The 23,805-nt window shown below is 70.3% G+C and carries 15 protein-coding genes; 12 read left to right on the forward strand and 3 right to left on the reverse strand.

Going from position 1 to position 23,805, the window contains the following annotated elements:
• The first annotated feature begins 81 nt into the window (after positions 1-81).
• The 4 genes from OV427_RS07325 to OV427_RS07340 all read left to right on the forward strand — a co-directional run bounded on the left by OV427_RS07325 (position 82) and on the right by OV427_RS07340 (position 9,868).
• Entirely contained in the window at positions 82-7,344 is a 7,263-nt protein-coding gene (locus OV427_RS07325; protein ID WP_267855385.1) for an amino acid adenylation domain-containing protein, read from the forward strand.
• Between the two features lie 112 nt (positions 7,345-7,456).
• Complete coding sequence (locus OV427_RS07330) at positions 7,457-8,680, forward strand: alpha-hydroxy acid oxidase (protein WP_267855386.1); 1,224 nt, start codon at positions 7,457-7,459, stop codon at positions 8,678-8,680.
• Positions 8,681-8,812: 132 nt separating this feature from the next.
• Positions 8,813-9,367: a Uma2 family endonuclease gene (locus tag OV427_RS07335; protein WP_267855387.1), complete on the forward strand. Its 555-nt coding sequence runs from the start codon at positions 8,813-8,815 to the stop codon at positions 9,365-9,367.
• Positions 9,368-9,403: 36 nt separating this feature from the next.
• Entirely contained in the window at positions 9,404-9,868 is a 465-nt protein-coding gene (locus OV427_RS07340; RefSeq protein ID WP_267855388.1) for an SRPBCC family protein, read from the forward strand.
• A 37-nt stretch (positions 9,869-9,905) separates the two neighbouring features.
• On the opposite strand, the gene OV427_RS07345 is transcribed toward OV427_RS07340, so the two are convergent.
• Positions 9,906-10,667 (reverse strand): SMI1/KNR4 family protein, encoded by a 762-nt coding sequence (locus OV427_RS07345; protein ID WP_267855389.1) that lies wholly within the window; start codon positions 10,665-10,667, stop codon positions 9,906-9,908.
• A 221-nt stretch (positions 10,668-10,888) separates the two neighbouring features.
• Between OV427_RS07345 and OV427_RS07350 the strand changes: the two genes are divergently transcribed.
• Entirely contained in the window at positions 10,889-11,443 is a 555-nt protein-coding gene (locus tag OV427_RS07350; protein WP_267855390.1) for a Uma2 family endonuclease, read from the forward strand.
• A 158-nt stretch (positions 11,444-11,601) separates the two neighbouring features.
• Here OV427_RS07350 and OV427_RS07355 read toward each other — a convergent pair whose 3' ends face one another.
• On the reverse strand, positions 11,602-12,672 hold the full coding sequence (locus OV427_RS07355; RefSeq protein WP_267855391.1) for a 5-methylcytosine restriction system specificity protein McrC: 1,071 nt from the start codon (positions 12,670-12,672) through the stop codon (positions 11,602-11,604).
• 5 nt (positions 12,673-12,677) lie between these two features.
• Positions 12,678-14,780, reverse strand: a complete 2,103-nt coding sequence (locus tag OV427_RS07360; protein ID WP_267855392.1) for an AAA family ATPase — start codon at positions 14,778-14,780, stop codon at positions 12,678-12,680.
• A gap of 604 nt (positions 14,781-15,384) precedes the next feature.
• On the opposite strand from OV427_RS07360, the gene OV427_RS07365 reads away from it, so the two are divergent.
• The 7 genes from OV427_RS07365 to cysI are packed head-to-tail and all read left to right on the forward strand — an operon-like array spanning position 15,385 to position 23,798.
• The gene (locus OV427_RS07365; RefSeq protein WP_267855393.1) at positions 15,385-16,128 is read left to right on the forward strand and encodes a phosphoadenylyl-sulfate reductase; all 744 of its coding nucleotides are present in this window, start codon (positions 15,385-15,387) and stop codon (positions 16,126-16,128) included.
• Positions 16,129-16,135: 7 nt separating this feature from the next.
• Positions 16,136-16,786: a precorrin-2 dehydrogenase/sirohydrochlorin ferrochelatase family protein gene (locus tag OV427_RS07370; protein ID WP_267855394.1), complete on the forward strand. Its 651-nt coding sequence runs from the start codon at positions 16,136-16,138 to the stop codon at positions 16,784-16,786.
• Positions 16,783-17,583: a uroporphyrinogen-III C-methyltransferase gene (cobA, locus tag OV427_RS07375; protein ID WP_267855395.1), complete on the forward strand. Its 801-nt coding sequence runs from the start codon at positions 16,783-16,785 to the stop codon at positions 17,581-17,583. The genes OV427_RS07370 and cobA overlap by 4 nt, the downstream gene beginning before the upstream one ends.
• Entirely contained in the window at positions 17,576-18,493 is a 918-nt protein-coding gene (cysD, locus tag OV427_RS07380) for a sulfate adenylyltransferase subunit CysD (protein WP_267855396.1), read from the forward strand. Before cobA ends, cysD begins: the two co-directional genes overlap by 8 nt.
• Positions 18,493-20,229, forward strand: coding sequence for a GTP-binding protein (locus OV427_RS07385; protein ID WP_267855397.1), 1,737 nt, complete (start codon positions 18,493-18,495; stop codon positions 20,227-20,229). The genes cysD and OV427_RS07385 overlap by 1 nt, the downstream gene beginning before the upstream one ends.
• Before the next feature lie 32 nt (positions 20,230-20,261).
• The gene (locus OV427_RS07390; RefSeq protein WP_267855398.1) at positions 20,262-22,076 is read left to right on the forward strand and encodes an assimilatory sulfite reductase (NADPH) flavoprotein subunit; all 1,815 of its coding nucleotides are present in this window, start codon (positions 20,262-20,264) and stop codon (positions 22,074-22,076) included.
• 24 nt (positions 22,077-22,100) lie between these two features.
• Positions 22,101-23,798, forward strand: coding sequence for an assimilatory sulfite reductase (NADPH) hemoprotein subunit (gene cysI / locus OV427_RS07395; protein WP_267855399.1), 1,698 nt, complete (start codon positions 22,101-22,103; stop codon positions 23,796-23,798).
• The last annotated feature ends 7 nt before the right edge of the window (positions 23,799-23,805 follow it).

Consider the following 23,805-nt stretch of genomic DNA (forward strand, 5'->3'; position numbering starts at 1 on the left):
GCTGGCCACGCAGGTCGTCTCCCGCATCCGCGCCGTCTCAGCGTGGAGCTGCCCCTGCGCGCCCTCTTCGAGGCGCCCACCGTGGCCGCGCTCACCGCGCGCATCGACGCCGTCCACGCACACGGCGTCCAGGCTCCGCCCCTGGTGGCCGTGCCCCGCACGGGCCTGCTGCCACTGTCCTTCGCGCAGCAGCGACTGTGGGTCATCGACCAGCTCGAGCCTGGCAACGCCGCCTACAACATGCCCACCGCGCTGCGGCTGCGGGGCCCGCTGGACGTGGCCGCGCTGGAGAAGTCCTTCGCTGCGCTCGTCGAGCGGCACGAGTCGCTGCGCACCACCTTCGGCCTGCACGACGGCCAGCCCATCCAGGTCATCCACCCCCCACCGCGATTCCCGCTGCCCGTGGTGGACCTGGGCGCGCTGCCCGCCGACGAGCGCGATGCTGAAGCCCGGCGACAGACGCTGCTCGAAACGCAGCGTCCCTTCGACCTGGCGCGTGGCCCCCTCTTCCGCGCCGTGCTCCTGCGCATGGACGCGCAGGACCACCTGCTCATCGGGACGATGCACCACATCGTCTCCGACGGCTGGTCCATGGGCGTCCTGGTGCGCGAGCTGGCGACGTTCTACGCGGCGCACGCCACGGGCCAGCAGGCCCGCCTGCCCGCCCTGCCGGTGCAGTACGCGGACTTCGCCGCGTGGCAGCGCTCGTGGCTGCGAGGCGAGGCGCTGGAACGGCAACTGGGGTACTGGCGCCAGCAGCTCTCTGGCGCGCCTCCCGTGCTGGAGCTGCCCACCGACAAGCCCGTGCCCTCCGTCCAGTCCTCCCGAGGCGCCTGGGTTCCCGTGCAGCTGCCTCGGGAGCTGACCGAGCGGCTGCTGGCCCTGTGCCAGCACGAGGGCACCACGCCCTTCATGGCCCTGCTCGCCGTGTGGCAGGTGTTGCTCTCCCGCTACTCGGGGCAGGACGACATCTCCGTCGGCTCGCCCATCGCGGGCCGCACCCGCGCGGAGACCGAGGGGGTCATCGGATTCTTCGTCAACACGCTCGTGTTCCGCACCCGGGTGGACCCTCGTGCCACGTTCCGCGAGCTGCTTGCCCGCGTCCGCGCCACCACGCTCGGCGCCTATGAGCATCAGGACGCCCCCTTCGAGAAGCTCGTCGAGGCGCTGCAGCCCCGGCGCAGCCTCAGTCATTCGCCCCTGTTCCAGGTGATGCTCGTCCTGCAGAACTCGCCCTCGGCGTCCATGGAGGTGGCCGGCGGCGCGGGAAGCACGTCACCCCTGAAGCTGAACGCGGTGGACATCGACCTGCCGGGCACCAAGTCCGACCTGACGCTGTCGCTGGAGCAGACGCCGGAAGGCCTGTCCGGCACGCTGGGCTACCGGACGGACCTGTTCGAGCGGCCCACCGTCTCGCGCATGGTGAAGCACCTCGCCACCCTGCTGGAGGCCGCGGTGTCCTCGCCGGAGACCCTCGTCGGAGAACTGGCCCTGCTGCGCGACACCGAGCGCCACCAGGTGCTGGAGGCCTTCAACGCCTCTCCGACCTCCTTCGCGGTCGACGGCCCCCTGCACGCGCTCATCGAGGAACAGGCCTCGCGCCACCCGTCGAAGCCCGCGGTGGCCTGCGAGGGACAGGTGCTCACCTACGGGGAGCTGGACACCCGCGCCAACCAACTGGCGTGGCACCTGCGCTCGCTGGGCGTGGGCCCCGACACGTGCGTGGCCCTGTGCCTGGAGCGCTCCGTGGAGACGGTGGTGGCGCTGCTGGGCATCTGGAAGGCGGGAGGCGCCTACGTCCCGTTGGATCCATCCCAGCCCGCCCTGCGCCTCCTGGCACTGGTGGGAGAAGTCGCCGCCCCGGTGGTGGTGACGGAGTCGCGGCACGCGGCGTCCTTCGCGGCGTCTGCCGTCCAGCAGGTGCTGATGGACACGGAAGCCGGGCGGCTCGCGAGCGCACGCAAGGACGCGCCGCCTCGCGAGGTGTCCGCGGGCAACCTGGCCTACGTCCTCTTCACCTCGGGCACCACCGGTCGGCCCAAGGGCGTGGCCGTGCCCCATGCGCAGCTCGTCCACTACGTGCGCGCGGCCACCGAGCGCCTGGGCCTGGCTGACTGCGCGAGCTTCGCCCTGGTGTCCACCTTCGTCGCCGACCTGGGCAACACCGTGCTCTTCCCCGCCCTGTGCACCGGCGGACTGCTGCATGTCCTCACCCAGGAGCGCGCCGGCAGCCCGGCGGGCGTGGCCGAGTACTTCCAGCGCCACCCGGTGGACTGCGTGAAGCTCGTCCCCTCGCACCTGTCCGCGTTGCTGACAGCGGCCGACCCCCGGCACGTGCTGCCTCGCAAGAAGCTGGTGCTGGGCGGCGAGTCCTCCACGTGGGCCCTGATGGACACGGTGCGCGAGCTGGCGCCTGACTGCGAGGTGTTCAACCACTACGGCCCCACGGAGACGACGGTGGGTGTGCTCGCGGGCCCGGTTGAGACGCCGGCCCCGGGCTCCGCGCCGGTGGCGGTGCCGCTGGGCCGGCCGTTGGCCCATACACGGCTGTACGTCCTGGACGAAGCCCTGCGGCCGGTGCCCGTGGGCGTGCCCGGAGAGCTGTACATCGGCGGAGCACAGGTGACGCGCGGCTACCTGCACCGGCCGGAGTTGACGGCGGAGCGCTACCTGCCCGACCTCTACGCTCCGGTGCCGGGCGCGCGCATGTACCGCAGCGGGGACAGGGTGCGTTGGCGCGAAGACGGACGCGTGGAGTTCATCGGCCGCGCCGACTTCCAGGTGAAGGTGCGCGGCTTCCGCGTGGAGCCGGGGGAAGTCGCCACCGTGCTGCGCGAGCACCCCGAGGTGCGCGACGCGGTGGTGCTGGCCCGCGAGGACGTCCCCGGCGACAAGCGCCTGGTGGCCTACGTCGTCCCCGCCCTGGAGGTCTCGGGCCTGCGCGCCTGGATGCGCGAGCGGCTGCCCGAGTACATGGTGCCCTCCGCTCTCGTCCCTCTGGAGGCGCTGCCGCTGACGGCCAATGGCAAGGTGGACCGCAAGGCCCTGCCCGTCCCGGAGGCCCCCGCCAGCGGGGCCAGCTACGTCGCTCCGCGCACGCCCACCGAGGTGGCCCTCGCCACCATCTGGGCCGCGCTGCTGCGCGTGGAGAAGGTCGGCGTGGAAGAGGACTTCTTCGCGCTGGGGGGCCACTCACTGCTGGCCACGCAGGTGGTGGCCCGGGTGCGAAAGACCTTCCGCGTGGAGCTGCCCATGCGGGCCCTCTTCGAGGCGCCCACCATCGCCGCGCTCGCCGCGCGCATCGACTCCGTCCGCGCGTCCGACGAGGCGGGCGGCGGGCTCGCCATCGCTCCCGTCCCGCGTGACGGCGCGCTGCCACTGTCGTTCGCCCAGCAACGCCTGTGGTTCATCGATCAGCTCGAACCCGGCAGCGCCGCCTACAACATGCCCACCTTCGTGCGCATGGAGGGGCCGCTGGATGTGACCGCGCTCCAGCACGGGCTCTCGGAATTGGTGCGGCGTCACGAGGCCCTGCGCACCACCTTCACCTGGCAGGACGGCCAGCCCGTCCAGGTCATCGCGCCGCACGTCGAGGTGCCGCTGAAGCAGGTGGACCTCAGTGGCATGCAGCCCCAGGCCGCCCGCGCCGAGCTGGAGCGGCTGCTGCGCGAGGAGTTGTTGCGGCCTTTCGACCTCGTCACCGGTCCCCTGGTGCGCTCGCGGCTGCTGAAGCTGGGCTCCGCCGAGCACGTGTTCGTGCTCAACCTGCATCACATCGTCTCGGACGGCTGGTCCATGGGCGTGCTGGTGCAGGAGGTCGTGGCGCTCTACGAGGCCTTCTCGCGGGGACGGCCTTCGCCCCTTGTTCCCCTGCCCATCCAGTACGCCGACTACGCCGTCTGGCAGCGCCAGTGGCTCCAGGGCGCGGTGCTCGACGCACAGCTCGGCTACTGGAAGCAGCAGCTCGCCGGTGCCTCCACGCTGGAGCTACCCACGGACAAGCCGCGTCCGCCCGTGCAGACACTCCGGGGCGCCAGGGTCTCCGTCGGCCTCTCGCGGCCGGTGTCCGACGCGCTCCGGGCGCTGTGCCAGCAGGAGGGCGCCACGCCTTTCATGGCGCTGCTCGCCGCCTTCCAGGTGTTGCTCTCCCGCTACTCCGGGCAGGAGGACATCTCCGTCGGCACGCCCATCGCCGGGCGCAACCGGAGCGAGCTGGAAGGACTCATCGGCTTCTTCGTCAACACGCTGGTGCTGCGCGTCCGCGTAAGCCCGAGCGCCTCATTCCTTCACCTGCTGCGTCAGGCGCGCGAGTCGGCGCTGGGCGCGTATGCCCACCAGGACGTGCCCTTCGAGCGGCTGGTCGAAGAGCTTCAGCCCACGCGAGACCTGAGCCGCGGCCCGCTCTTCCAGGTGATGTTCGCCTTGCAGAACGCCCCGAGGGCTTCGGCGGGCTCGCACGGGCTGAAGCTGCGCCCGGTGGAGCTGGAGAACACCACCCTCAAGTTCGACCTGGAGCTGACCCTGGGAGAGACGGCGGAGGGCATCCAGGGCACCCTGGGCTACAACATCGGCCTCTTCGAGCCCGCCACGGCCGAGCGCATGGCGGAGCACTTCCGCATGTTGGTGGAAGCCCTGGTGGCCCGGCCCGAGGCACCGCTAAGTGCGGCCTCCCTGCTCACGGAAGCCGAGCGCCGGCAGGTGCTGGTGGAGTGGAATGCCACCGCCTCCGAGTACCCGCGCGGCTCCACCCTGCCCGAGGTCTTCTCGCAGGTCGTCGCACGGTACGCGGACAGGGTCGCCGTCGAGTTCGGCGAGGAGAAGCTCACCTACCGGCAGCTCGACGCGCGTGCGAACCGGCTGGCCTGGCAGCTGCGCGGGATTGGCGTGTCCACCGATTCGCGCGTGGCCATTGCCCTGGACCGCTCGCTGGAGCTCATCGTCTCCCTCGTCGCCATCCTCAAGGCCGGCGGCGCCTACGTCCCGTTGGACCCGGCGTACCCGCTCGAGCGGCTCTCCGCGATGGTGGAGGATGCGCGCCCCGCCGTGCTCATCACTTCGCGCGCGCTGCTCGCGAAGCTGCCCACGGGAGGCCTGTCCACCGTGGTGCTGGAAGACGTGTCACTGGAGGGCCAGCCGACATCGGCACCTCCGGCGGCCGCGCTGCCCCAGAGTCTCGCGTACATCGACTTCACCTCCGGCTCCACCGGCCGGCCCAAGGGTGTCGGGACTCCGCAGGCCGCCGTGCTGCGCACCCTCTTCGGCGTCGACTACGCGCACTTCGGACCGGACGAGACGTTCCTCCTCATCGCCCCCGTCTCCTTCGATGCCTCCACGCTGGAGCTGTGGGGCCCGCTGCTCCATGGCGCACGGCTCGTGGTGTTCCCGCCGCACTCGCCTTCCGACGTGCTCGAGCTGGAGTCCGTGCTGGTGAAGCACGGCGTGACGACGCTGCACCTCACCTCGGGTCTCTTCACGCAGGTGGTGGACCATCACCTCTCCGGCCTGCGCTCCGTAAGGCAACTGCTCACCGGTGGTGACGTGGTGAGCGCGCCGCACGTGCGCCGCGTCCTCGAAGAACTGCGCATCCCCGTCACGGCCTGCTACGGCCCCACCGAAGCAACGCTCTTCACCTCATGTCACCGCATGACGGACGCGGCCTGGCCGGGCACCTCCGTGCCCATTGGCCGCCCCATCGGGAACACATACGTGTACGTGCTGGACGCCGCCGGTCAGCCGGTGCCTCCCGGCCTCATGGGCGAGCTGTTCATCGGCGGCGATGGCCTGGCCCGCGGCTACGTGGAGCAGCCGGCCCTCACCGCCGAGCGCTTCGTCCCGGACGCCTTCTCAGGTGTCCCCGGTGCCCGCCTCTACCGCACGGGCGACCTCGCCCGCTGGCGCAAGGATGGCGTGCTGGAGTTCCTCGGCCGTGCCGATGCGCAGGTGAAGCTGCGCGGCTACCGCATCGAACTGGCCGAAGTGGAAGCGGCCCTGCGCGCCCATGCCGACGTGGGCGAGGCGCTCGCGCTGGTGCGCGAGGACGTGCCCGGCGACAAGCGCCTGGTCGCCTACGTCGTGCCCTCCGCGAAGGCGGATGAGGCGGCTTCCGTGGAGACCGTGCAGCTCCGCGCGTTCCTCGCTGAACGGCTGCCCGAGTACATGGTGCCTTCCGCCATCGTCGTCCTGACCGCCCTCCCCCTCACCGCCAACGCCAAGGTGGACCGCAAGGCCCTGCCCGCTCCCGAGGCACCTGTCGCCGCGCACGCCTACGTCGCCCCGCGCACCCCCATGGAGCAGACGCTGGCGGCGCTGTGGGCCGAGGTGCTTCGCTTGGAGAGGGTCGGCGTCACGGACAACTTCTTCGCCCTCGGTGGCCACTCACTGCTCGCCGTGCGCCTCATGGCCCGGCTGCGCGAGCACACGGGCCTGACGCCGCCACTGTCCGCCCTGTTCCAGGCGCCCACGGTGGAGGGGCTGGCGAAGTGGGCGGAGCAGCGCAAGGCCGGCGCCGTCTCGACACCCAACCTCGTGCCACTGGCCGCGGGCACGTCCACGCGCCGGCCTCTCTTCCTCGTCCACGGTGGCGGTGGCAGCGCGCTGGCCTACACCGAGCTCGCTCGCCAGCTCGGCGGCGACAGGCCCATCCATGGACTGTCCGCTTCCGGTATCGACGGAGGCGAGCTGCCCGCCGCCTCCGTCGAGGCACTGGCCCGCGACTACCTCGCGCAGGTCCGCGCCGTGCAGCCCCGGGGGCCCTACCTCCTGGGCGGCTGGTCCTTCGGTGGACTCGTGGCCTACGAGATGGCCCGCCTGCTCCAGGCAGCGGGCGAGCGCGTGGAGGCGCTCGCCATCATCGACAGCCCCGCGCCCACGGGCCAGCCGCACCCCGAGCCGGACACCCTCACGCGTCTGGCGGGCTTCGGCCGGGTGCTCGGGCTGTCCTGGCAGGCGCTGCCGCTGGACGTGGAGCACCTGCGGCGCCTGGACGTCCGGAGCGCGCTGGCCTCCGTGCTGGAGCAGGCGCGGCGCGCTCCCTCGGGCGCGCCCGTGCTGGACCTCGACGTGGCCGAGCGCCTCCTGGGCGTCCACGAGCGGCTCCACGACGCGCAACGGCACTACGTCCCGGGCGGCACCTACACGGGCCCCACCTGGCTCTTCAAGGCCGCCACGGCCCTGGAGGGACACGCACTCCCCGCGGACCTGGGCTGGGGGCCCTGGCTCACCGAGCCGCCCCAGGTCCACGAAGTGCCGGGCGACCACTATGCCCTGATGCGCGCGCCCCACGTCCGCGCGCTGGCACAGACGCTGGCCGGCCTCCTGGCCGACCTGGAGCGCGACGGCACATGAGCCCCACGATTGGAGGGGCCCGGCGCCACCCCGGGCGAGGCTGCTATCCTCGCGCGGGCCAGGGGCCGGGCCGCCGCACTCCGGGACTTCCCACCCTGCTGGAGCATGCATCGTGATCGTCAACATCGAGGACCTCCGTCAGCGCGCGCGCAAGCGGCTCCCCAAGGCCGTGTTCGACTACGTAGAGGGCGCCGCCGAGGACGGCTTCACGGTGGGCGCCAACCGGCGTGGCTTCGACCGCTACCTCTTCCGGGCGCGCTCGCTGGTGGACGTGAGCGTGGTGGACCGCTCCACCACCGTGCTCGGAGAGAAGCTGGCGACGCCGCTCATCCTCGGCCCCACGGGCCTGGCGGGACTGCTGGCGCCCCGGGGCGAGGAGCTGGCCGCGAAGGGCGCGGCGAGCCGCGGGGCCCTGTTCACGCTGAGCACCATGTCCATCGGCACCATTGAGGAGGTGGCCGCCGCGGCGCCGTCGCCGCTGTGGTTCCAGCTCTACGTGTGGAGGGACCGCGGCGTCACGCGCTCGCTGGTGGAGCGGGCGAAGGCGGCGGGCTACCGCGCGCTGTGCCTCACGGTGGACGTGCCGGCCATGGGCAACCGGGAGAATGACAGGCGCAACGGCTTCACCATTCCTCCGCGCATCACCTTCACCAACCTGCTGGACGTGTTCCGGCATCTGGGGTGGGTGCTGCGGATGTCGTCCAGCCCGCGCGCCACGTTCGGCAACTTCGTGGACCTGCCGGAGCTGAAGCGCACGGATGCGGTCTCCGTGGCGCAGTTCACCAACAGCCAGTTCGACGCGTCCGTGACGTGGAAGGACGTGGAGTGGCTGCGCTCGGTGTGGCCGGGGCCGCTGGTGCTCAAGGGCATCTCGTGTGCCGAGGACGCGCGACGCGCGGTGGAGCTGGGCGTGGAGGCGATCATCGTCTCCAACCATGGAGGGAGACAGCTCGACTTCCTCCCCGGCGCCGTGGACGTGCTGCCGGAGGTGGTGGACGCGGTGGAGGGGCGCAGCGAGGTCATCCTCGATGGCGGCATCCGCCGGGGCTCGGACGTGGTGAAGGCGATTGCCATGGGGGCGCGGGCCTGCATGATTGGCCGGCCGTTCCTGTACGGGCTCGCGGCCAACGGACAGGCGGGGGTGGAGCTGGCGCTGGACATCCTGTCGAAGGAAATCGACAAGACGCTGGCGCTGCTCGGCCGGCCGCGGCTGGCGGACCTGGACCGCTCGGCGCTCCGTGTGGATGCGCCCGCGCTTCTCGACGCTCCGGCCTCGACTCTGCGGTTGGTGGAAGGGGCTCGCCGGCTTCCGGCGGATGACACCCAGGCGGGCTGAAGGGTTGCTTCCCGCCGCGACCCGGGACAACCTTCCAGGGTGGTAACAGCCGTGCCACCCTGGCACGTCAGACCCGGTTGATATGCCGTCCCCATGGAACCGGAGATGGGCGGCGGGGAACATGGAGCGGTCATGGAACGGAAAGCGGCCACGTATGCAGATCTGGTGGCACTTCCCGATCGATTCATCGGGGAGCTGATTGGCGGAGTGCTGCATGCCAGCCCGAGGCCGGCTGCAGCGGTCGCAATCGCTGCTTTCAACCTGTGCGCCGCAGTGGGGATGCCGTTCTCTGCGGGCAAGGGTGGACCCGGCGGCTGGGTCATCCTGAACAAGCCAGAGCTCCACCTGGGCGAGGACGTGCTGGTCCCCGACGTGGCCGGCTGGCATCGCGAGCGGATGCCCCACCCGCGAGAAGTCGTGGCGTTCACGGTGGTGCCGGACTGGGTCTGCGAGGTGCTCTCTCCCTCCACGAAGGCGCTGGACCGCAAGGAGAAGCTGCCCATCTACGCACGCGAGGGCGTGCGGCACGTCTGGCTGGTGGACCCGAGGGCCCGAGCGCTGGAAGTGTTCCGGCTGGAGGGCGCGGACTATTCGCTGCTCGCCACGCACTCCGGTGGAGGACACGTTCGCGCCGAGCCCTTCGATGCAATCGAGCTGAATCTGGCGTTTGTCTGGGGCGAGACGTAGTCGGTGGCGGTCGTTTCGCCCTGGTAGGGTTCAGGCATGAGCACGACCCGCATCAGCCGCCATGTGAATGCGCCTCGCGCGAGCGTCTATCGCGCGCTTCTCGATGCCCGTGCGGTGCAGACGTGGATGGTGCCGGACGGCATGACCAGCCACGTGCATGCGTTCGAGCCGCGCGAAGGAGGCTCGTTCCGCATCTCGCTCACGTATGACGCGCCGACAAGCACCGGCAAGACGACCGCGCACACCGACACGCACCATGGCCGCTTCGTGAAGCTCGTGCCGGACGAGCAGGTGGTCCAGGTGGTCGAGTTCGAGACGGACGACCCCGCGATGCGCGGCGAGATGACGATTACGTACACCCTCACCAATGCGGACGGCGGCACCGATATCCACGCCGTGCACGAGGGGCTCCCGCGCGGCGTGTCCCCCGCGGACAACGAGCTCGGCTGGCAGATGTCACTCGGGAAGCTCGCGGCGCTCGTCGAGGGCAGCTCGCCGTAGAAGTCCGGCGTTCTCGTTCCGACAGTGAGAACCCACGTCAGCGCGGTGCTCCCCTGGCCAGCCACTCCTGGAGCTCGGCCCTGAGGCGAGCGAGGCGCGCGCCGAACCACTGACGGAAGTCGACGGACGCGTCGTACAGCGCATCGGGCTCATCGTGGAAGCGCATGAACACGGGGGCTTCACCGGAAGCGGCTCGCTGCGCACAGAGGGCGAAGACCGCCTCCCCGTTCCTGTCGTCGGACACGTGCAGCAGCCGCCGAGGCGAGCGCGGGTCCAGCGTCACGCCTTCACGCTTCGCGACCTGAACGAACCGCTCGGCGGTCAAGGCGACATCGGCGTCGAGCGAAGCGCTCGCGGCCACCAGCCGATCCACGGGCGTCGTGGCGTCACGCCATGGGCCAAGAAAGGAGACGGAGCCCAGTTCGAGGAGAAAGGCCGCGAAGGACGGAGGAAGGGTGAAGCCCAGCGCATGTTCAGCGGCACTCACCTCTGCCCGTGTCGCCGGTGAACCCTCGAGGGCCACGGCCTGGGTCCGCTCGCCCGTCATCCGCGCGGCGAGGCCCGGCTCACGCTGGAGCCGCTCGGCGAACCACGCGTTGACCGGGGCAAGCTGCTCCCGATAGCTGCCCGTGCCTTCGGCAGAGGCTCCGTCGAGGCCTAGCGAAGCGCGGTAGGTCGCCGGGTCACGCGCCCGCTTCTCGGCATCGACGCGCTCGGCCTGTTCCTTCGTGGCGAGGCCCGCCTTCTGGAAGGCCGCTGCGAGGCCTCCGAGCGCTGGCTTCTTGTCCTTTCCACCCATGACCTGCTCCCGCGACGCCTGTCTTCGGTTCAACGATGTTGTAGCCGGGTGGCGTCACATCAAACCGGATTCTTGCACATCACGCCCCATGGGCTTGCATGACGACGACTCAGGATACAACCTCCCAGGGAGTACGAAGACGAACCACCCTGACACGTCGGACCCGGCCGTCATGCCCTCCCCATTGAATTGGAGACGGGCGGCGGGGAATAGGGGCAGCGATGGAACGGAAACCGGCCACATATGCGGACCTGGAGGCACTTCCCGACAATGTCATCGGAGAGCTGATCGGCGGCGTGCTGCACGCCAGCCCGAGGCTAGCAGGGCAACATACGCTCGCCGCTTCCCGGCTGGGAATCGAGCTGGGAGGTCCGTTCGACCGGGGAAGGAATGGGCCTGGAGGATGGATCCTCCTCGTAAAGCCGGAGCTGCACCTGAGCAAGGACGTGCTAGTGCCGGACCAGGCCTGCTGGCACCGCGAACGGCTGCCGAATGCGCGAGAGGTGGTGGCGTTCACGGTGGTGCCGGACTGGGTCTGCGAAGTGCTCTCGCCCTCCACGGAGGCCCTGGACCGGAAGGTGAAACTGCCCGTGTACGCGCGCGAGGGCGTGCGGCACGTCTGGCTGATGGACCCCGAAGCGCGCACGCTGGAGGTGTTCCGATTGGAGGGTACGGAGTATTCGCTGCTCGCCACGCACTCAGGCCCGGCCGTCATTCGCGCCGAGCCCTTCGAGGTCGTCGAGTTGGAGCTCGCATACCTCTGGGACGAGATGTAGCTGTGCCAAGGCGCCAGCGTCAGCGTCCCATCCGACTTCGTCCGGAGCACCCCTCCCCTGCAATTCAGACGACTGCGGATGCAAGCGCATCCTCGCGACGCAAGCTGAATGAATTCGCCACGTGCGTCCGCGCTCCCCAGGCCCCTTCGCCAGAGGAATCAGCTGCCTGTTGCCCCTGGCCGGACCGGCAGCGGTAAGCGGAGCCCCTCGGCGAGTTGGAGCAACTCGGCGCGGATGGACTGCCAGGGCCTGTCGAGGTCCAACGAACGCGCACGCAGCTCGTAGGCACCCAGCCGGTAACGCAGGTCGAAGTGCTCACCCGTCGAGGCGTACAGGAGGACAGCGGCATGGGCCTCCCGCTCACTCTGTCCCTCCAGGTTCTTCAGATAGGCCAGCATCTGGTAGAGGTGCGCTTCGCGCAGCTTCTTGCGGCCATCCCGACCGACACGCAGTGGGGACTGGTAGAACTTCGTGTCGACGATGACCTTCCTTCCCGGCGCCACCAGGGAGAGGTCGGTTCGCATCACGGGAAGAAGCGATTCGGTCCCCTCGACCACCGGCTCCACCTTCCACCGGATGGTCTCGACTTCGACCCTGAAGTGGCGCTGTTCGCGCTTGAGGAAGTTTCGGACGAAGCCTTCGAACAGGGCCCCCATCTCCTGCTCGTTGGCCCGGAAGTCGTTGAAGCGGTAGCCCTTTCCCTGCGCGTCGGGAACGAGGCACCGCACCGCCAGCTCACACACATGAAGCAGAAACCGGTAGTGGCCGTTGTTGCGGTGGAGCTGAACGCGCTGAAAGAGCGCGGGCGTGGGCTCGATGTCCATCACGCCACGCATGCGCCGCGCCGCCAGCAGCAGCTCACGCGAGCGGCCAGGGGAGACTCCGGCGGAAGCCAGCCGCACCAGGGACGCGCGCAGCAATCGGTTATGCAGGACGTCCGAGTCGAGCTCGTCAAAGGTGCAGGCAGCTCGCCCTGTCCGCTCCAGGCCCCGCTTCATGCTCGAAGCGAGGTCGAGCTTTCCACGCGGGGAGCGCAGCTCTTCCCGGCACTCTACATAGGCGCGGTCGAGTCCCCGTCGCAGCAACCCGGTGACGCCCGAGCTGAGCACGTGCGCCAGCAGGTCCTCGACCCGTTCACAGGCGAGTGCCCCGACGTCGGTGGCCGTGGAGTCGTCAAGGTGCTCCCAGGCGTAGCAGAGCAGGTAGTAGACGTTCTGGAGGGGAACCACCGGGTTCAGTCCTCCGCGAGGAGTAGCTCCACTGCCTCATCGGCACGCGCGGGCCGGTCGAACCAATACTCCCTGAGTAGCGGCTCGACTTCGTAATCGATGATCTGCTTGTACCAGGCGTCGTCACAGGTGCTCTCTTTTGACGCGCAGAAGTAGCTGTGGCCAACCAGGTAGCCCCGCCCCAGGCTCGGATCGCCCTCGATATGTTCGTTGAGCGTCCGCACCCGGTTCCGGATGCGCTCGATGAGCGCGGGCGAGGCGCCACGCAATGTCAGGTGCCGATGGAACGACGGCTCCTCGGTGGCAGGGCCGATATCGATGAACGCAAAGCGCCGCCTCAGCGCGTAGTCGACCATGGCGAGAGAGCGGTCGGCCGTGTTCATGGTTCCGATGATGTACAGGTTCGGAGGAACGTAGAACGGCGCGTCCTTCTCTTCTGCATAGGCGAGCGAGACACCCCACCGCGACTCTCGCTTGTCGGGCTCGATGAGCATCATCAGCTCACCGAAGATCTTGCTGAGGTTGCCCCGGTTGATTTCATCGATGATGAGGACGTAATCGTCCTCCGGGTCCTGCAGCGCTCGGTCGCAGAAGCGGAGAAAGGGTCCGTCCTTCAGCTCGAAGCCACCCGCCTTCGCGGGGCGATAGCCCTGGACGAAGTCCTCGTAGGCGTAGGACTGGTGGAATTGGACGAAGCAGACATGGTCGGGGGCATGCCGCTCGAGGATGAGGTTCGCCAGACGCGAGGCAACGAAGGTCTTGCCCACTCCTGGCGGGCCCTGGAGGACGACGTTCTTGCGGTGGCGCACCAGGGTGACGAGGTGCTCCAGCTCCGAACGAGGCAGGAAGATTTCCGCCATGGCATCGTCCAACGTGTAAGGCGGCTCGGGTGGCTTCGGCGGAGGCAGTTTGGGAATCGAGGCTCCCGCCCCCTGGCCGTCACTCCCACCCACCTCCACGGCGGCTTCCAGTTCCGCAACCAGCCCCGCATAGGCCGTGACGTTCGTCAGCGTCTTCGTCACCAGCGGCCGCTCACGGGGCTGCTTCTCACCGGACCACAGCCACTTCACCTTCCTCACGCTGTTGTAGTCGCGGCGAGTGGTGTCGTAACGATAGTCGGACTCCACCACGCCGTATCCCACGATGAGATGACGGCCCTTCTTGGCGAAGACGACATCCCCGGGCCGTATCACCTGCGCGAACTCCCAGCAGGCCAGCGCGTCGTGCCGTGGCTCGACGGCGTCGTCTCCACCCTTCTTGCGAAGCGCATCCTTGATGGAATCCAAATCCGGGTACCTGCGGAGATCTCCCAGGTCGTCCCACCCGATCGCCACGATGCCGTCGCGATAGAACTCCTCCCAATGGTCGGCACGCGGCCCCGGGGCGATGAGCCATACCTGCCGCCCGGTCGGCTGCGGCGCGGGAGCCGGAACCACGGCCCCGGGTACCATCGCGGCCTCCTCCCACTCACACACATGCTCCAACTCCCACGGGCTGATTCGGAGGGCAGCCTGGAGCTCCCGCACCTGAGCGGTGAAGCGGAAATAGGAATCGACCGCGTCTTCACTCCGCTCGAACAAGCCCTCCTCTGCGAGGCGCGTCCGCATCGATTCGTAATAGATGGGCCACTGCTCGGGCGCCTCCATGTGCCAGGCCGCGCTGACAAAGAAGGGAGTCCGCGTCGGCTGGACCGCCCTGCGGGTCGTTACCCCCTGGGCAATCAGCTCCACGAGACGGTCATGGAAGCCCATCATCCGGCTACGTGCCTCTTCATCTGACGACGGCAGGGGCAGGACCGAGCGCAGACGCACTTCGATGTCTCGCGCATATGCGGGCAGGTGCTTAACCAGGGTGTTCAGGAACATGGCCCCGGACAGGCCCTTGAGCCCGAACACGTCCCACTCGTTCCGGGTGTTCACGTCGAACGTGGAGCGGAGCGCCTCCAAGCCCACACTGCCTGCCCTGAATGCGCTGAACAGGGCGCGGATTTCCTCGCGAACCTTCTTGCGAGCCACATCCCGGTCGGCCTGGGCCTCCATGTAGGCCAGGTCATTCCGCATGGCATCGAGCCGCTGCTTCCATCGTCCAACGACCGCGTCACTCAGCATGGCTTCAAACGTTAGGCGGGAAAGGGAGCGAGAAATCAGTGGGTAGGAGACACTCCGACGCGAGGGCCTGAGCGCCCCCCTCGCAGGGCAGGTTGACGCCGGACCCCGACCGCCGTTACTTTGGAAATTCCTCCGTTACGTTGGATGCCCAGGTTGACGCCCTCCACCCCGACCGCCGCGCTGTTCCGCTGCCGCTGCTGTCGGTCGTGTGCCTGTTGTGCCCTGTCGGGCCTGGGCTGTTGACGCGCGCACCGGACCTCTTCTGAGTCCACGCGTTTCCTCCCGGCCCGGCCTCCTCTCGAAGGAGCCGGGCCGCTCGCTTTTCCGCCTCCTGCTCTCCCACCGCAGCTCCCGCGTCTCATGCCTTCCACTGCTTCCCGCTCCGCTCCGAAGTCCCTCGCGCTGACCGCCGCGAGCGGAGCGTCGTGGGCCCGGGGCGTGTGCGGCGCGTGCTGTCTGGCGTGTGCGTGTCCCGTGTGTCCGCCTCCCGGCGGGTGCCGAGCAGCGAGGAGTGGCTAGCAGTCCCTTCTCGACCTTCCCTGCTCGCGCGGCCCGCCCTCGAAAGAGGCGCGGGCCGTTTTCGTTTCCACCCTCGGAGTCCTCCATGTCGCCCCCGCTGTCCGCCACCTCCCTCGCAGTCTCCACCCCGGCCCCCCTCGACGAGGCGCGCGCATTGAAGGACGCGCCCGTGGAGGAGGTGCTCGCCTGGGTGGAGCGGCGGTTCGGCGCGCGCGCGGCCCTCGCCTCCAGCTTCGGCGTGGAGGACATGGTCCTCATCGACCTGGCGCGCAAACACGCGCCGAGTCTCCGCGTCTTCACTCTCGACACCGGCCGTCTCCCGCCAGAGACGTACGAGCTCATCGAGGTGACTCGCAACCGCTACGGCATCGCCGTGGAGACCTTCTTCCCCGAGCGCACGCGCGTGGAGGCGATGGAGTCCACGCTGGGCTACTTCTCCTTCCGCAAGAACCTCGAGGCGCGCAAGGAGTGCTGCGCCATCCGCAAGGTGGAGCCGCTGCGGCGCGCGCTCGCTGGCCGCGAGGCGTGGGTGACGGGCCTGCGCCGCGAGCAGTCCGTCACCCGCACCGCCGTCGACATCGCCGAGGTCGACGCCGAACACGGAGGCCTCCTCAAGCTCAGCCCGCTGGCCGCGTGGACCCGCCAGGACGTGTGGGCCTACGTGAAGGCCAACGCCGTCCCCTACAACGCGCTCCATGACCGCGGCTACCCGTCCATCGGCTGCGCGCCCTGCACCCGCGCGGTGAAGCCGTACGAGGACGAGCGCGCCGGCCGCTGGTGGTGGGAAGCGCGCGAGCACAGCGAGTGCGGCCTGCACCCGGTCCGCTGAGCGCGCCATGAGCCACCCCATCGACTACCCCGTCTGCCTCCGCCTGGAGGGGCGCCGCGTCCTCCTCGTGGGAGGCGGCACCATCGCCGAGGGCCGCGCCCTCGCCGCGCTCGAGGCCGGCGCCCGGCTGCGCGTCGTCGCCCCCGAGGCCACCGCCACGCTGCGCACCCTGGCCACCGAGGGCCGCCTCGAATGGCTCGCCCGCCCCTATGCCTCCGGCGACGTACGCGGGCACGACCTCGTCCTCGCCGCCGCGGACGACACGAGCGTGGGCCCTCGCGTGGCGGCGGAGGCGCGGGCGCTCGGCATCTGGGTGAACACGGCGGACGTGCCAGCGCTGTGCGACTTCACGCTGCCCTCCGTGGGACGCCGGGGCCCCATCACCTTGGCCATCTCCACCGCCGGCCAGGCGCCCGCCGTGGCCCGGCTGCTGCGCCGCGAGCTGACGGCGCGGGTGGCACCGCACCACGTGTGGCTGGCGCGGCTCAGCGGGTGGCTGCGCCGCCGCCTGCCCGCGGGCGTGGAGCGCCAGCGGCTCTTGAAGGGGCTGGTGGAGGGAGACATCGGCGCGCTGCTGGCACGGGGCGAGCGCAAGGCCGCGGGAGTCCGACTCCGCGCGGCGCTGAAGACCTTGAAGTCATCGGGAGAGACGACATGAGAGAGCAGGTGCAGGGACGCGTGTTCCTGGTGGGAGCAGGCCCGGGAGACCCGGAGCTGCTCACGCTGCGCGCGGCGCGGTTGCTGAGAGAAGCGGACACGGTGGTGCATGACAGGCTCGTCCATCCCGCGGTGCTGGAGCACGCGCGTCCCCGCGCGCGCCTCATCTACGTGGGCAAGGAAGGCGGCGGCGAGTCCGTGCGGCAGGAGGACATCCACTCCGTGCTCATCACCCAGGCCCTGCTGGGCCGTCAGGTGGTGCGCCTCAAGGGCGGAGACCCGTTCGTCTTCGGCCGCGGCGCGGAAGAAGCCCTCGCGCTGGAGAAGGCCGGCATTCCCTACGAGGTGGTGCCCGGCCTGTCCGCGGGCATCGCCGCGACGGCCTCGGCGGCCATCCCCGTCACCCACCGGGACGTGTCCGGAGAGGTGACGTTCGCCACCGCGCACCGCGTGGGCGGCGCGCCGGACTGGGACTTCCTCGCGAGGGCCCAGACGCTGGTGCTCTTCATGGCGGGAGACCGACTGGAAGCGACGGTGCGCGCCCTGGTGACGGCGGGCCGGGCCGCTTCGACGCCTGCGGCAATGGTGGAGGCGGGCACGTGGGAGCACCAGCGGGTGGTGGAGGCCACGCTGGGCAACATCGCCCTCGAGGCGCGGCGGGCCGCCATCGGCTCCCCGGCGCTGCTGGTGGTGGGCGAGGTGGTGGCGCTGCGCTCGCGGCTGCCGTCGCTGGTGGCACGCGGTTCAACGATGAATGGGCACCCGGTGCCCCTGAAGGCGGAGGGTGGCCATGAGTGAGAACACGCTGGCGAGGACCACGCACCTGGCGGAACTGGAGGCGGAGAGCATCCACATCCTGCGCGAGACGGTGGCCGAGTTCGCCAACCCGGTGATGCTCTACAGCATCGGCAAGGACTCGCAGGTGCTGCTGCACCTGGCGCGCAAGGCCTTCCACCCCGCGCCCCTGCCCTTCCCGCTCCTCCACGTGGACACCACCTGGAAGTTCCGGGACATGTACACCTTCCGCGACGCCTTCGTGGCCCGGCACGGGCTGAAACTCCTCGTGCACCAGAACCGCCGCGCGCTCGCCGAGGGCATCAACCCCTTCGACCACGGCAGCCAGAAGTACACCCACGCCATGAAGACGCAGGCGCTGCTGGAGGCGCTGGCGCAGCACGGCTTCGACGCGGCCTTCGGCGGTGCGCGCCGCGACGAGGAGAAGTCCCGCGCGAAGGAGCGCGTGTTCTCCTTCCGCGACAGGCACGGCCAGTGGGACCCGCGCCGGCAGCGGCCGGAGCTGTGGAACCTCTACAACGGCCGCGTGGACGCCGGGGAGAGCATGCGCGTCTTCCCCCTCTCCAACTGGACCGAGCTGGACGTGTGGCACTACGTGCTGCGCGAGCGCATTCCGGTGGTGCCGCTCTACTTCGCCGCCGAGCGCCCCGTCATCGACCGCAACGGCACGCTGCTGATGGTGGACGACGAGCGCATGCGCCTGCGCCCGGGCGAGAAGCCCTCGCTGAGGCGGGTGCGCTTCCGCACGCTCGGCTGCTACCCGCTGAGCGGCGCCATCGAGTCCTCCGCCACCACGGTGGAGGCCGTCATCCACGAGATGGTCAACGCCCGCCAGTCCGAGCGCCAGGGCCGTCTCATCGACCACGACGAAGAGGGCTCCATGGAGCTCAAGAAGCGCGAGGGCTACTTCTAATGGATACCGCACTGCAGACACCTCCCCAGCCCGACGTGCAACGGCTCCTCGATGAGCACTCCAGCCGCGAGCTGCTGCGGCTCGTCGTCGTGGGCTCCGTGGACGACGGGAAGTCCACGCTCATCGGCCGGCTCCTCTACGAGTGCGACGGCCTCTTCGAGGACCAGATTTCCGCCGTGAAGAAGGCCAGCGCCAAGCGCGCCGCCGCTCGCACCGAGGTGCCCCCGGAGGTGCTCGCCCAGGGCCTCAGGGCGGCAGCCGGAGCCGAGGACGAGGAGCTGGACTTCTCCCTCTTCACCGACGGCCTGAAGGCCGAGCGCGAGCAGGGCATCACCATCGACGTGGCCTACCGCTACCTGTCCACGGGCAAGCGCAAGGTCATCATCGCGGACACGCCGGGACACATCCAATACACGCGCAACATGGCCACCGGCGCCTCCACGGCGGATGCGGCGGTCATCCTGGTAGACGCGCGCCTGGGCGTGCTTCCGCAGACGCGCCGGCACGCGTACATCGCCTCGCTGCTGGGCATCCCCTACCTGGCCGTCGCGGTGAACAAGATGGACCTGGTCGGCTTCGACCGCGCCACCTTCGAGCGCATCGGCCAGGAGCTGGCGGACTTCGCGTACACGCTCGGCTTCGAGGGCGTGCGCCTCTTCCCCGTCAGCGCGAGCCGGGGCGACAACATCACCCGGCCCAGTGCGAGGACGCCGTGGAACGAGGGCGGCACGCTGCTCGGGTGGCTGGAGTCGCTGCCCCACCAGCGCCGGCTCGACAACGCCGCCTTCCGCTTCCCCGTGCAGTACGTGCTCCGGCCGCACCAGGACTACCGCGGGCTGGCCGGCCAGGTGGCCTCCGGCACCGTGCGCGTGGGTGACGAGGTGCAGGTGCTCCCCTCCGGGCGCCGCACGCGCGTGGCGGGCATCGACACCTTCGACGGACCACTCGAGGAGGCGTCCGCGCCGGCTTCCGTGACGCTGCGGCTGGCGGACGAGGTGGACGCCAGCCGGGGTGACTTGCTGTCCCACGTGGACGAGCCGCCGCTCGCGCTCCACCAGCTCGACGCGATGCTGGTGTGGTTCGGGGAGCAGCCGTTGGACGTCTCGCGCCGCTACCTGGTGAAGCAGGCCACGCGCACCGCGCCCGCGCAGGTGGAGCGCATCCTCTGGCGCAAGGAGCTGGAGGACCTGTCCGAGGTACCCGCGGAGGCGCTGTCCCTCAACGACATCGGCAAGGTGCGGCTGGTGTGCCGCCGGCCACTGCTGGCCGACCCGTACCGCGACAACCGGCGCACCGGTGCCTTCATCATCATCGACGCCCTCACGCACGACACGGTGGGCGCGGGCATGGTGCTGGGGCCGGCGGACACGGGGACTCGGGGCGCGGTGGAGGCGTCCCTCGTCTCCTCGGCCGAGCGGCGCGCGCGGCTGGGGCAGCCTGGGGCCATCGTCCTCCTGCCGTCCTCGCCGGGGGCTGCGTCGCGTGCCTTCGAGCTGGAACGGAGCCTGTTCGACCAGGGCCGGCACGTAGCCACCGTCGCGGGTGACGTGGAGGTGGCGCTCGGGCTGGCCGGCGCGGGGCTGGTGGCGCTGGTGCACACCGAGGCGCCACAGACGCGGCGAGTCCTCCGCGCGGAGGCTCGCGACGCGGGCGTGGCGTGGCTGGAACTGGATGCGTCCGAGGACGCGAAGCAGCACGTGGAGCGCGTCCTGGCGCTCGGGGAGAACGTGAAGTGAGTCCGTCGTCGGCAGGAGGGGCCTCGCGCCCCGTGGCGCCACCCTTCGTCACCCCGCTGCTGGGTGACGAGAAGGGCGCGCTGCTGCTCAAGCTGGTGGAGGGCCTGGATGCGGCGGCCCTGCACTGGCTGAGCGGCTATGCGGCGGGACTGGCCTCGCGGCCCGGTTCCGCTCCGGTCTCCGTGGCGGCGCCCGTGTCCGCCACGCCCGCGGCCGCTCCGGCGGTGCCGCTCACCATCGTCTACGGGACGCAGACGGGGAACAGCCGGCTGCTGGCGGAGCGGCTCAAGCACCAGGTGGAGTCCGCCGGGCTGCCAGCTCGACTCTTCCGCGCCAGTGACTACCCCCTGCGGGAGCTGGCGAAGGAGAAGCTGCTCTGCGTGGTCATCAGCACGCAGGGGGATGGAGACCCGCCGGACGACTCGCGCGGCTTCTGCGAACACGTGCTGGGCAAGCGGGCCCCGAAGCTGGAGGGGCTGCGCTTCGCGGTGCTGGGACTGGGCGACTCCAGCTACCCGAAGTTCTGCGAGGTGGGCCGCGCGCTCGACGCGCGCTTCACGGAACTGGGCGCCACCCGGCTGCTGGAGCGCGCCGACTGCGACGTGGACTTCGAGCCCGTGGCCACGGGGTGGCTCGACCAGGCCTTCGCCCGGGCCCGCGAGGCGCTGGAGCCCCAGGCCCCCCCCATCGCGGCCGTCGTCCCCCTGCGCGGCGCGGCTGCCACGCCGACGTCCAGCAAGGAAGCGCCCTTCGCCGCCGAGGTGCTGGTCAACCAGCGCATCACCGGCCGGGGCGCGCTCAAGGACGTGCGGCACGTGGAAGTGTCGCTCGAAGGCTCGGGCCTGGAGTACGCGCCGGGCGATGCACTCGGCGTGTGGCCGCACAACCCGCCCGAGTTGGTGGACGCGTTCCTGTCCGAGCTGAAGCTGGACGGGGACACGGAGGTGAAGCGGGACGGGCGCACGCTACCGCTGGCGAAGTGGCTGGGCGAGGAACTGGAGCTGACGAAGCTCAACCGGCCCTTCCTGGAGCGCCACGCAGCGCTGGCGGGCAGCGCGGAGCTGAAGCGGTTGCTGGAGCCATCCGGCGCGGAGGGTTTCCGTGCGCTGCTGGCCAGCCACCAGGTCATCGACCTGCTGCGCGCGCACCGGGCGCCGTGGGGTGCGGCGGAGCTCGTCGCGGCGCTGCGCAAGCTGGCGCCGCGGCTGTACTCGATTGCCTCCAGCCCGAAGCGCGTGGGCGCGGAGGCGCACCTGACGGTGTCGGTGGTGGACTACACGGCCTTCGGCACGCGGCACCTCGGCGCCGCGTCGTCCTACCTCGCCGCGCGGGCGGCCGGGACGGACAAGGTCCGCGTCTTCATCGAACCCAACGAGCGCTTCCGCCTGCCGGAGGATGGCGACAAGGACGTGCTGATGATTGGCCCGGGCACGGGCGTGGCGCCCTTCCGCGCCTTCGTGCAGGAGCGCGCGGAGCTGGGCGCGCGCGGCCGCAACTGGCTCTTCTTCGGCGAGCAGCACTTCCGCACGCAGTTCCTCTACCAGGTGGAGTGGCAGGAGGCCCTGAAGAAGAAGACGCTGCATCGGCTGTCCCTCGCCTTCTCGAGAGATCGCGCGGAGAAGGTCTACGTACAGCACCGCCTGCGCGAGGCCGGGCGCGAGGTCTACGAATGGCTGGACGGCGGCGCCTCCCTCTATGTCTGCGGTGACGCCCAGCGCATGGCCCCGGACGTCCACGCGGCGCTGCTGGACATCGTCTCCACCCACGGCGGGAAGAGCCGTGAGGACGCGGAGGCCTGGCTCCAGGGTCTGCGCGAGCAGCGGCGCTACCTGCGCGACGTCTACTGACCCTTTCCCTTCGTGAGCGACGACATGAGTCACCAGTCCAAGCCTCTGTCCGAGGTGGAGCACATCAAGACGCAGAGCCGCCTCTTGCGCGGCACGCTGGCGGAGAGCCTGGTGGACCCGGTGACGGGCGCCATCGCCACGCCGGACACCAGCCTCATCAAGTTCCACGGCAGCTATCAGCAAGACGACCGGGACATCCGCGAGGAGCGCCGGCAGCAGAAGCTGGAGCCGGCCTACAGCTTCATGCTCCGCACGCGTCTGCCCGGCGGCGTGTGCACGCCGGCCCAGTGGCTGGCCATGGACGCGCTGGCGAGGGAGTTCGCCAACCACACCCTGCGCATCACCACGCGGCAGGCGTTCCAGCTCCATGGCGTCATCAAGGACGACCTCAAGCCCACCATCGCCCGCATCAACCAGGCGTTGATGGACACGCTGGCCGCCTGCGGCGACGTGAATCGCAACGTGCTGTGCAACCCGAACCCGGTGGACTCGCGCGTCCACGAGACGGTGTACCAGTGGGCGGTGCGCGTCTCCGAGCACCTGCTGCCGAAGACTCGCGCCTACTACGAGGTCTGGCTGGACGAGGAGAAGGTGGCCGGCGGCGAGGACGAGCCCATCTACGGCGCCACCTACCTGCCCCGGAAGTTCAAGACCGCCGTCGCGGTGCCACCCCTCAACGACGTGGACGTCTTCGCGCAGGACCTGGGCTTCATCGCCATCCTGGAGGGCGGAGAGCTGGCCGGCTTCAACGTCTCGGTGGGCGGCGGCATGGGCGCCACGCACGGGGACGCGGCCACGTACCCACGGCTGGCGGACGTGGTCGGCTTCATCCCTCCGGAGAAGACGCTCGCCGTCGCGGAGGAGGTGGTGAAGATTCACCGCGACTTCGGGGACCGCGGCAACCGCAAGCACGCGCGGCTGAAGTACGTCCTGGAGGAGCGCGGCGTCGCGTGGTTCACGGCGGAGCTGGAGCGGCGGCTCGGCTTCGCGCTGCAGCCCGCGCGCGCATTCGCGTTCGAGCACAACGGCGACCGCTTCGGCTGGGTGGAGGGGCATGACGGGAAGTGGCACCTGACGCTGCACCTGGACAGCGGCCGCGTGGCGGACCACCCCGGGGCGCCGCACCTCACCGGCCTGCGGGAGATTGCCCGCATCCACCAGGGCGACTTCCGGCTCACGGCGAACCAGAACCTCGTCATCGCGAACGTACGCGCCGAGGCCAGGGAGTCCATCGACGCGCTGGTGGCCCGGTATGGGCTGGACGGCTTCCGGAGCGCCAGCCCCCTGCGAAGGAATGCGCTGGCATGCGTGGCACTGCCCACCTGCGGCCTGGCCATGGCCGAGGCGGAGCGCTACCTGCCCGCGTTCGTGGAGAAGCTGGAGGCACGGCTGGTGGCGCATGGCCTGCGGGACGCCAACCTCCTGCTGCGCATCACCGGCTGCCCGAATGGCTGCGCGCGGCCGTACCTCGCGGAGGTGGGGCTCGTGGGCAAGGCGCCGGGCCGCTACAACCTCCACCTCGGTGGCGACGCGCGCGGCCAGCGGCTGAACCGGCTGTATCGGGAGAATATCGACGAGGACGGCATCCTCGGTGCGCTGGAGCCGCTGTTCGCGGAGTACTCACGCGAGCGGAAGCCGGGCGAGGGCTTCGGTGACTTCGTGGTGCGGGCGGGCCATGTCCCGGCGGTGCCGGCGAAGGGGACCGCGACCCAGGCGGCCTGAGCACACG

The organism is Pyxidicoccus sp. MSG2 (assembly GCF_026626705.1).
GTDB lineage: Bacteria > Myxococcota > Myxococcia > Myxococcales > Myxococcaceae > Myxococcus.

Coding starts and splice junctions, on each gene's coding strand:
- OV427_RS07360 (WP_267855392.1), bottom strand. CDS start 14,780: ATGCTGAGTGACGCGGTCGTTGGACGATGGAAGCAGCGGCTCGATGCC.
- cobA (WP_267855395.1), top strand. CDS start 16,783: ATGAGAGAGCAGGTGCAGGGACGCGTGTTCCTGGTGGGAGCAGGCCCG.
- OV427_RS07365 (WP_267855393.1), top strand. CDS start 15,385: ATGTCGCCCCCGCTGTCCGCCACCTCCCTCGCAGTCTCCACCCCGGCC.
- cysI (WP_267855399.1), top strand. CDS start 22,101: ATGAGTCACCAGTCCAAGCCTCTGTCCGAGGTGGAGCACATCAAGACG.
- OV427_RS07345 (WP_267855389.1), bottom strand. CDS start 10,667: ATGGGTGGAAAGGACAAGAAGCCAGCGCTCGGAGGCCTCGCAGCGGCC.
- OV427_RS07350 (WP_267855390.1), top strand. CDS start 10,889: ATGGAACGGAAACCGGCCACATATGCGGACCTGGAGGCACTTCCCGAC.
- OV427_RS07385 (WP_267855397.1), top strand. CDS start 18,493: ATGGATACCGCACTGCAGACACCTCCCCAGCCCGACGTGCAACGGCTC.
- OV427_RS07340 (WP_267855388.1), top strand. CDS start 9,404: ATGAGCACGACCCGCATCAGCCGCCATGTGAATGCGCCTCGCGCGAGC.
- cysD (WP_267855396.1), top strand. CDS start 17,576: ATGAGTGAGAACACGCTGGCGAGGACCACGCACCTGGCGGAACTGGAG.
- OV427_RS07335 (WP_267855387.1), top strand. CDS start 8,813: ATGGAACGGAAAGCGGCCACGTATGCAGATCTGGTGGCACTTCCCGAT.
- OV427_RS07370 (WP_267855394.1), top strand. CDS start 16,136: ATGAGCCACCCCATCGACTACCCCGTCTGCCTCCGCCTGGAGGGGCGC.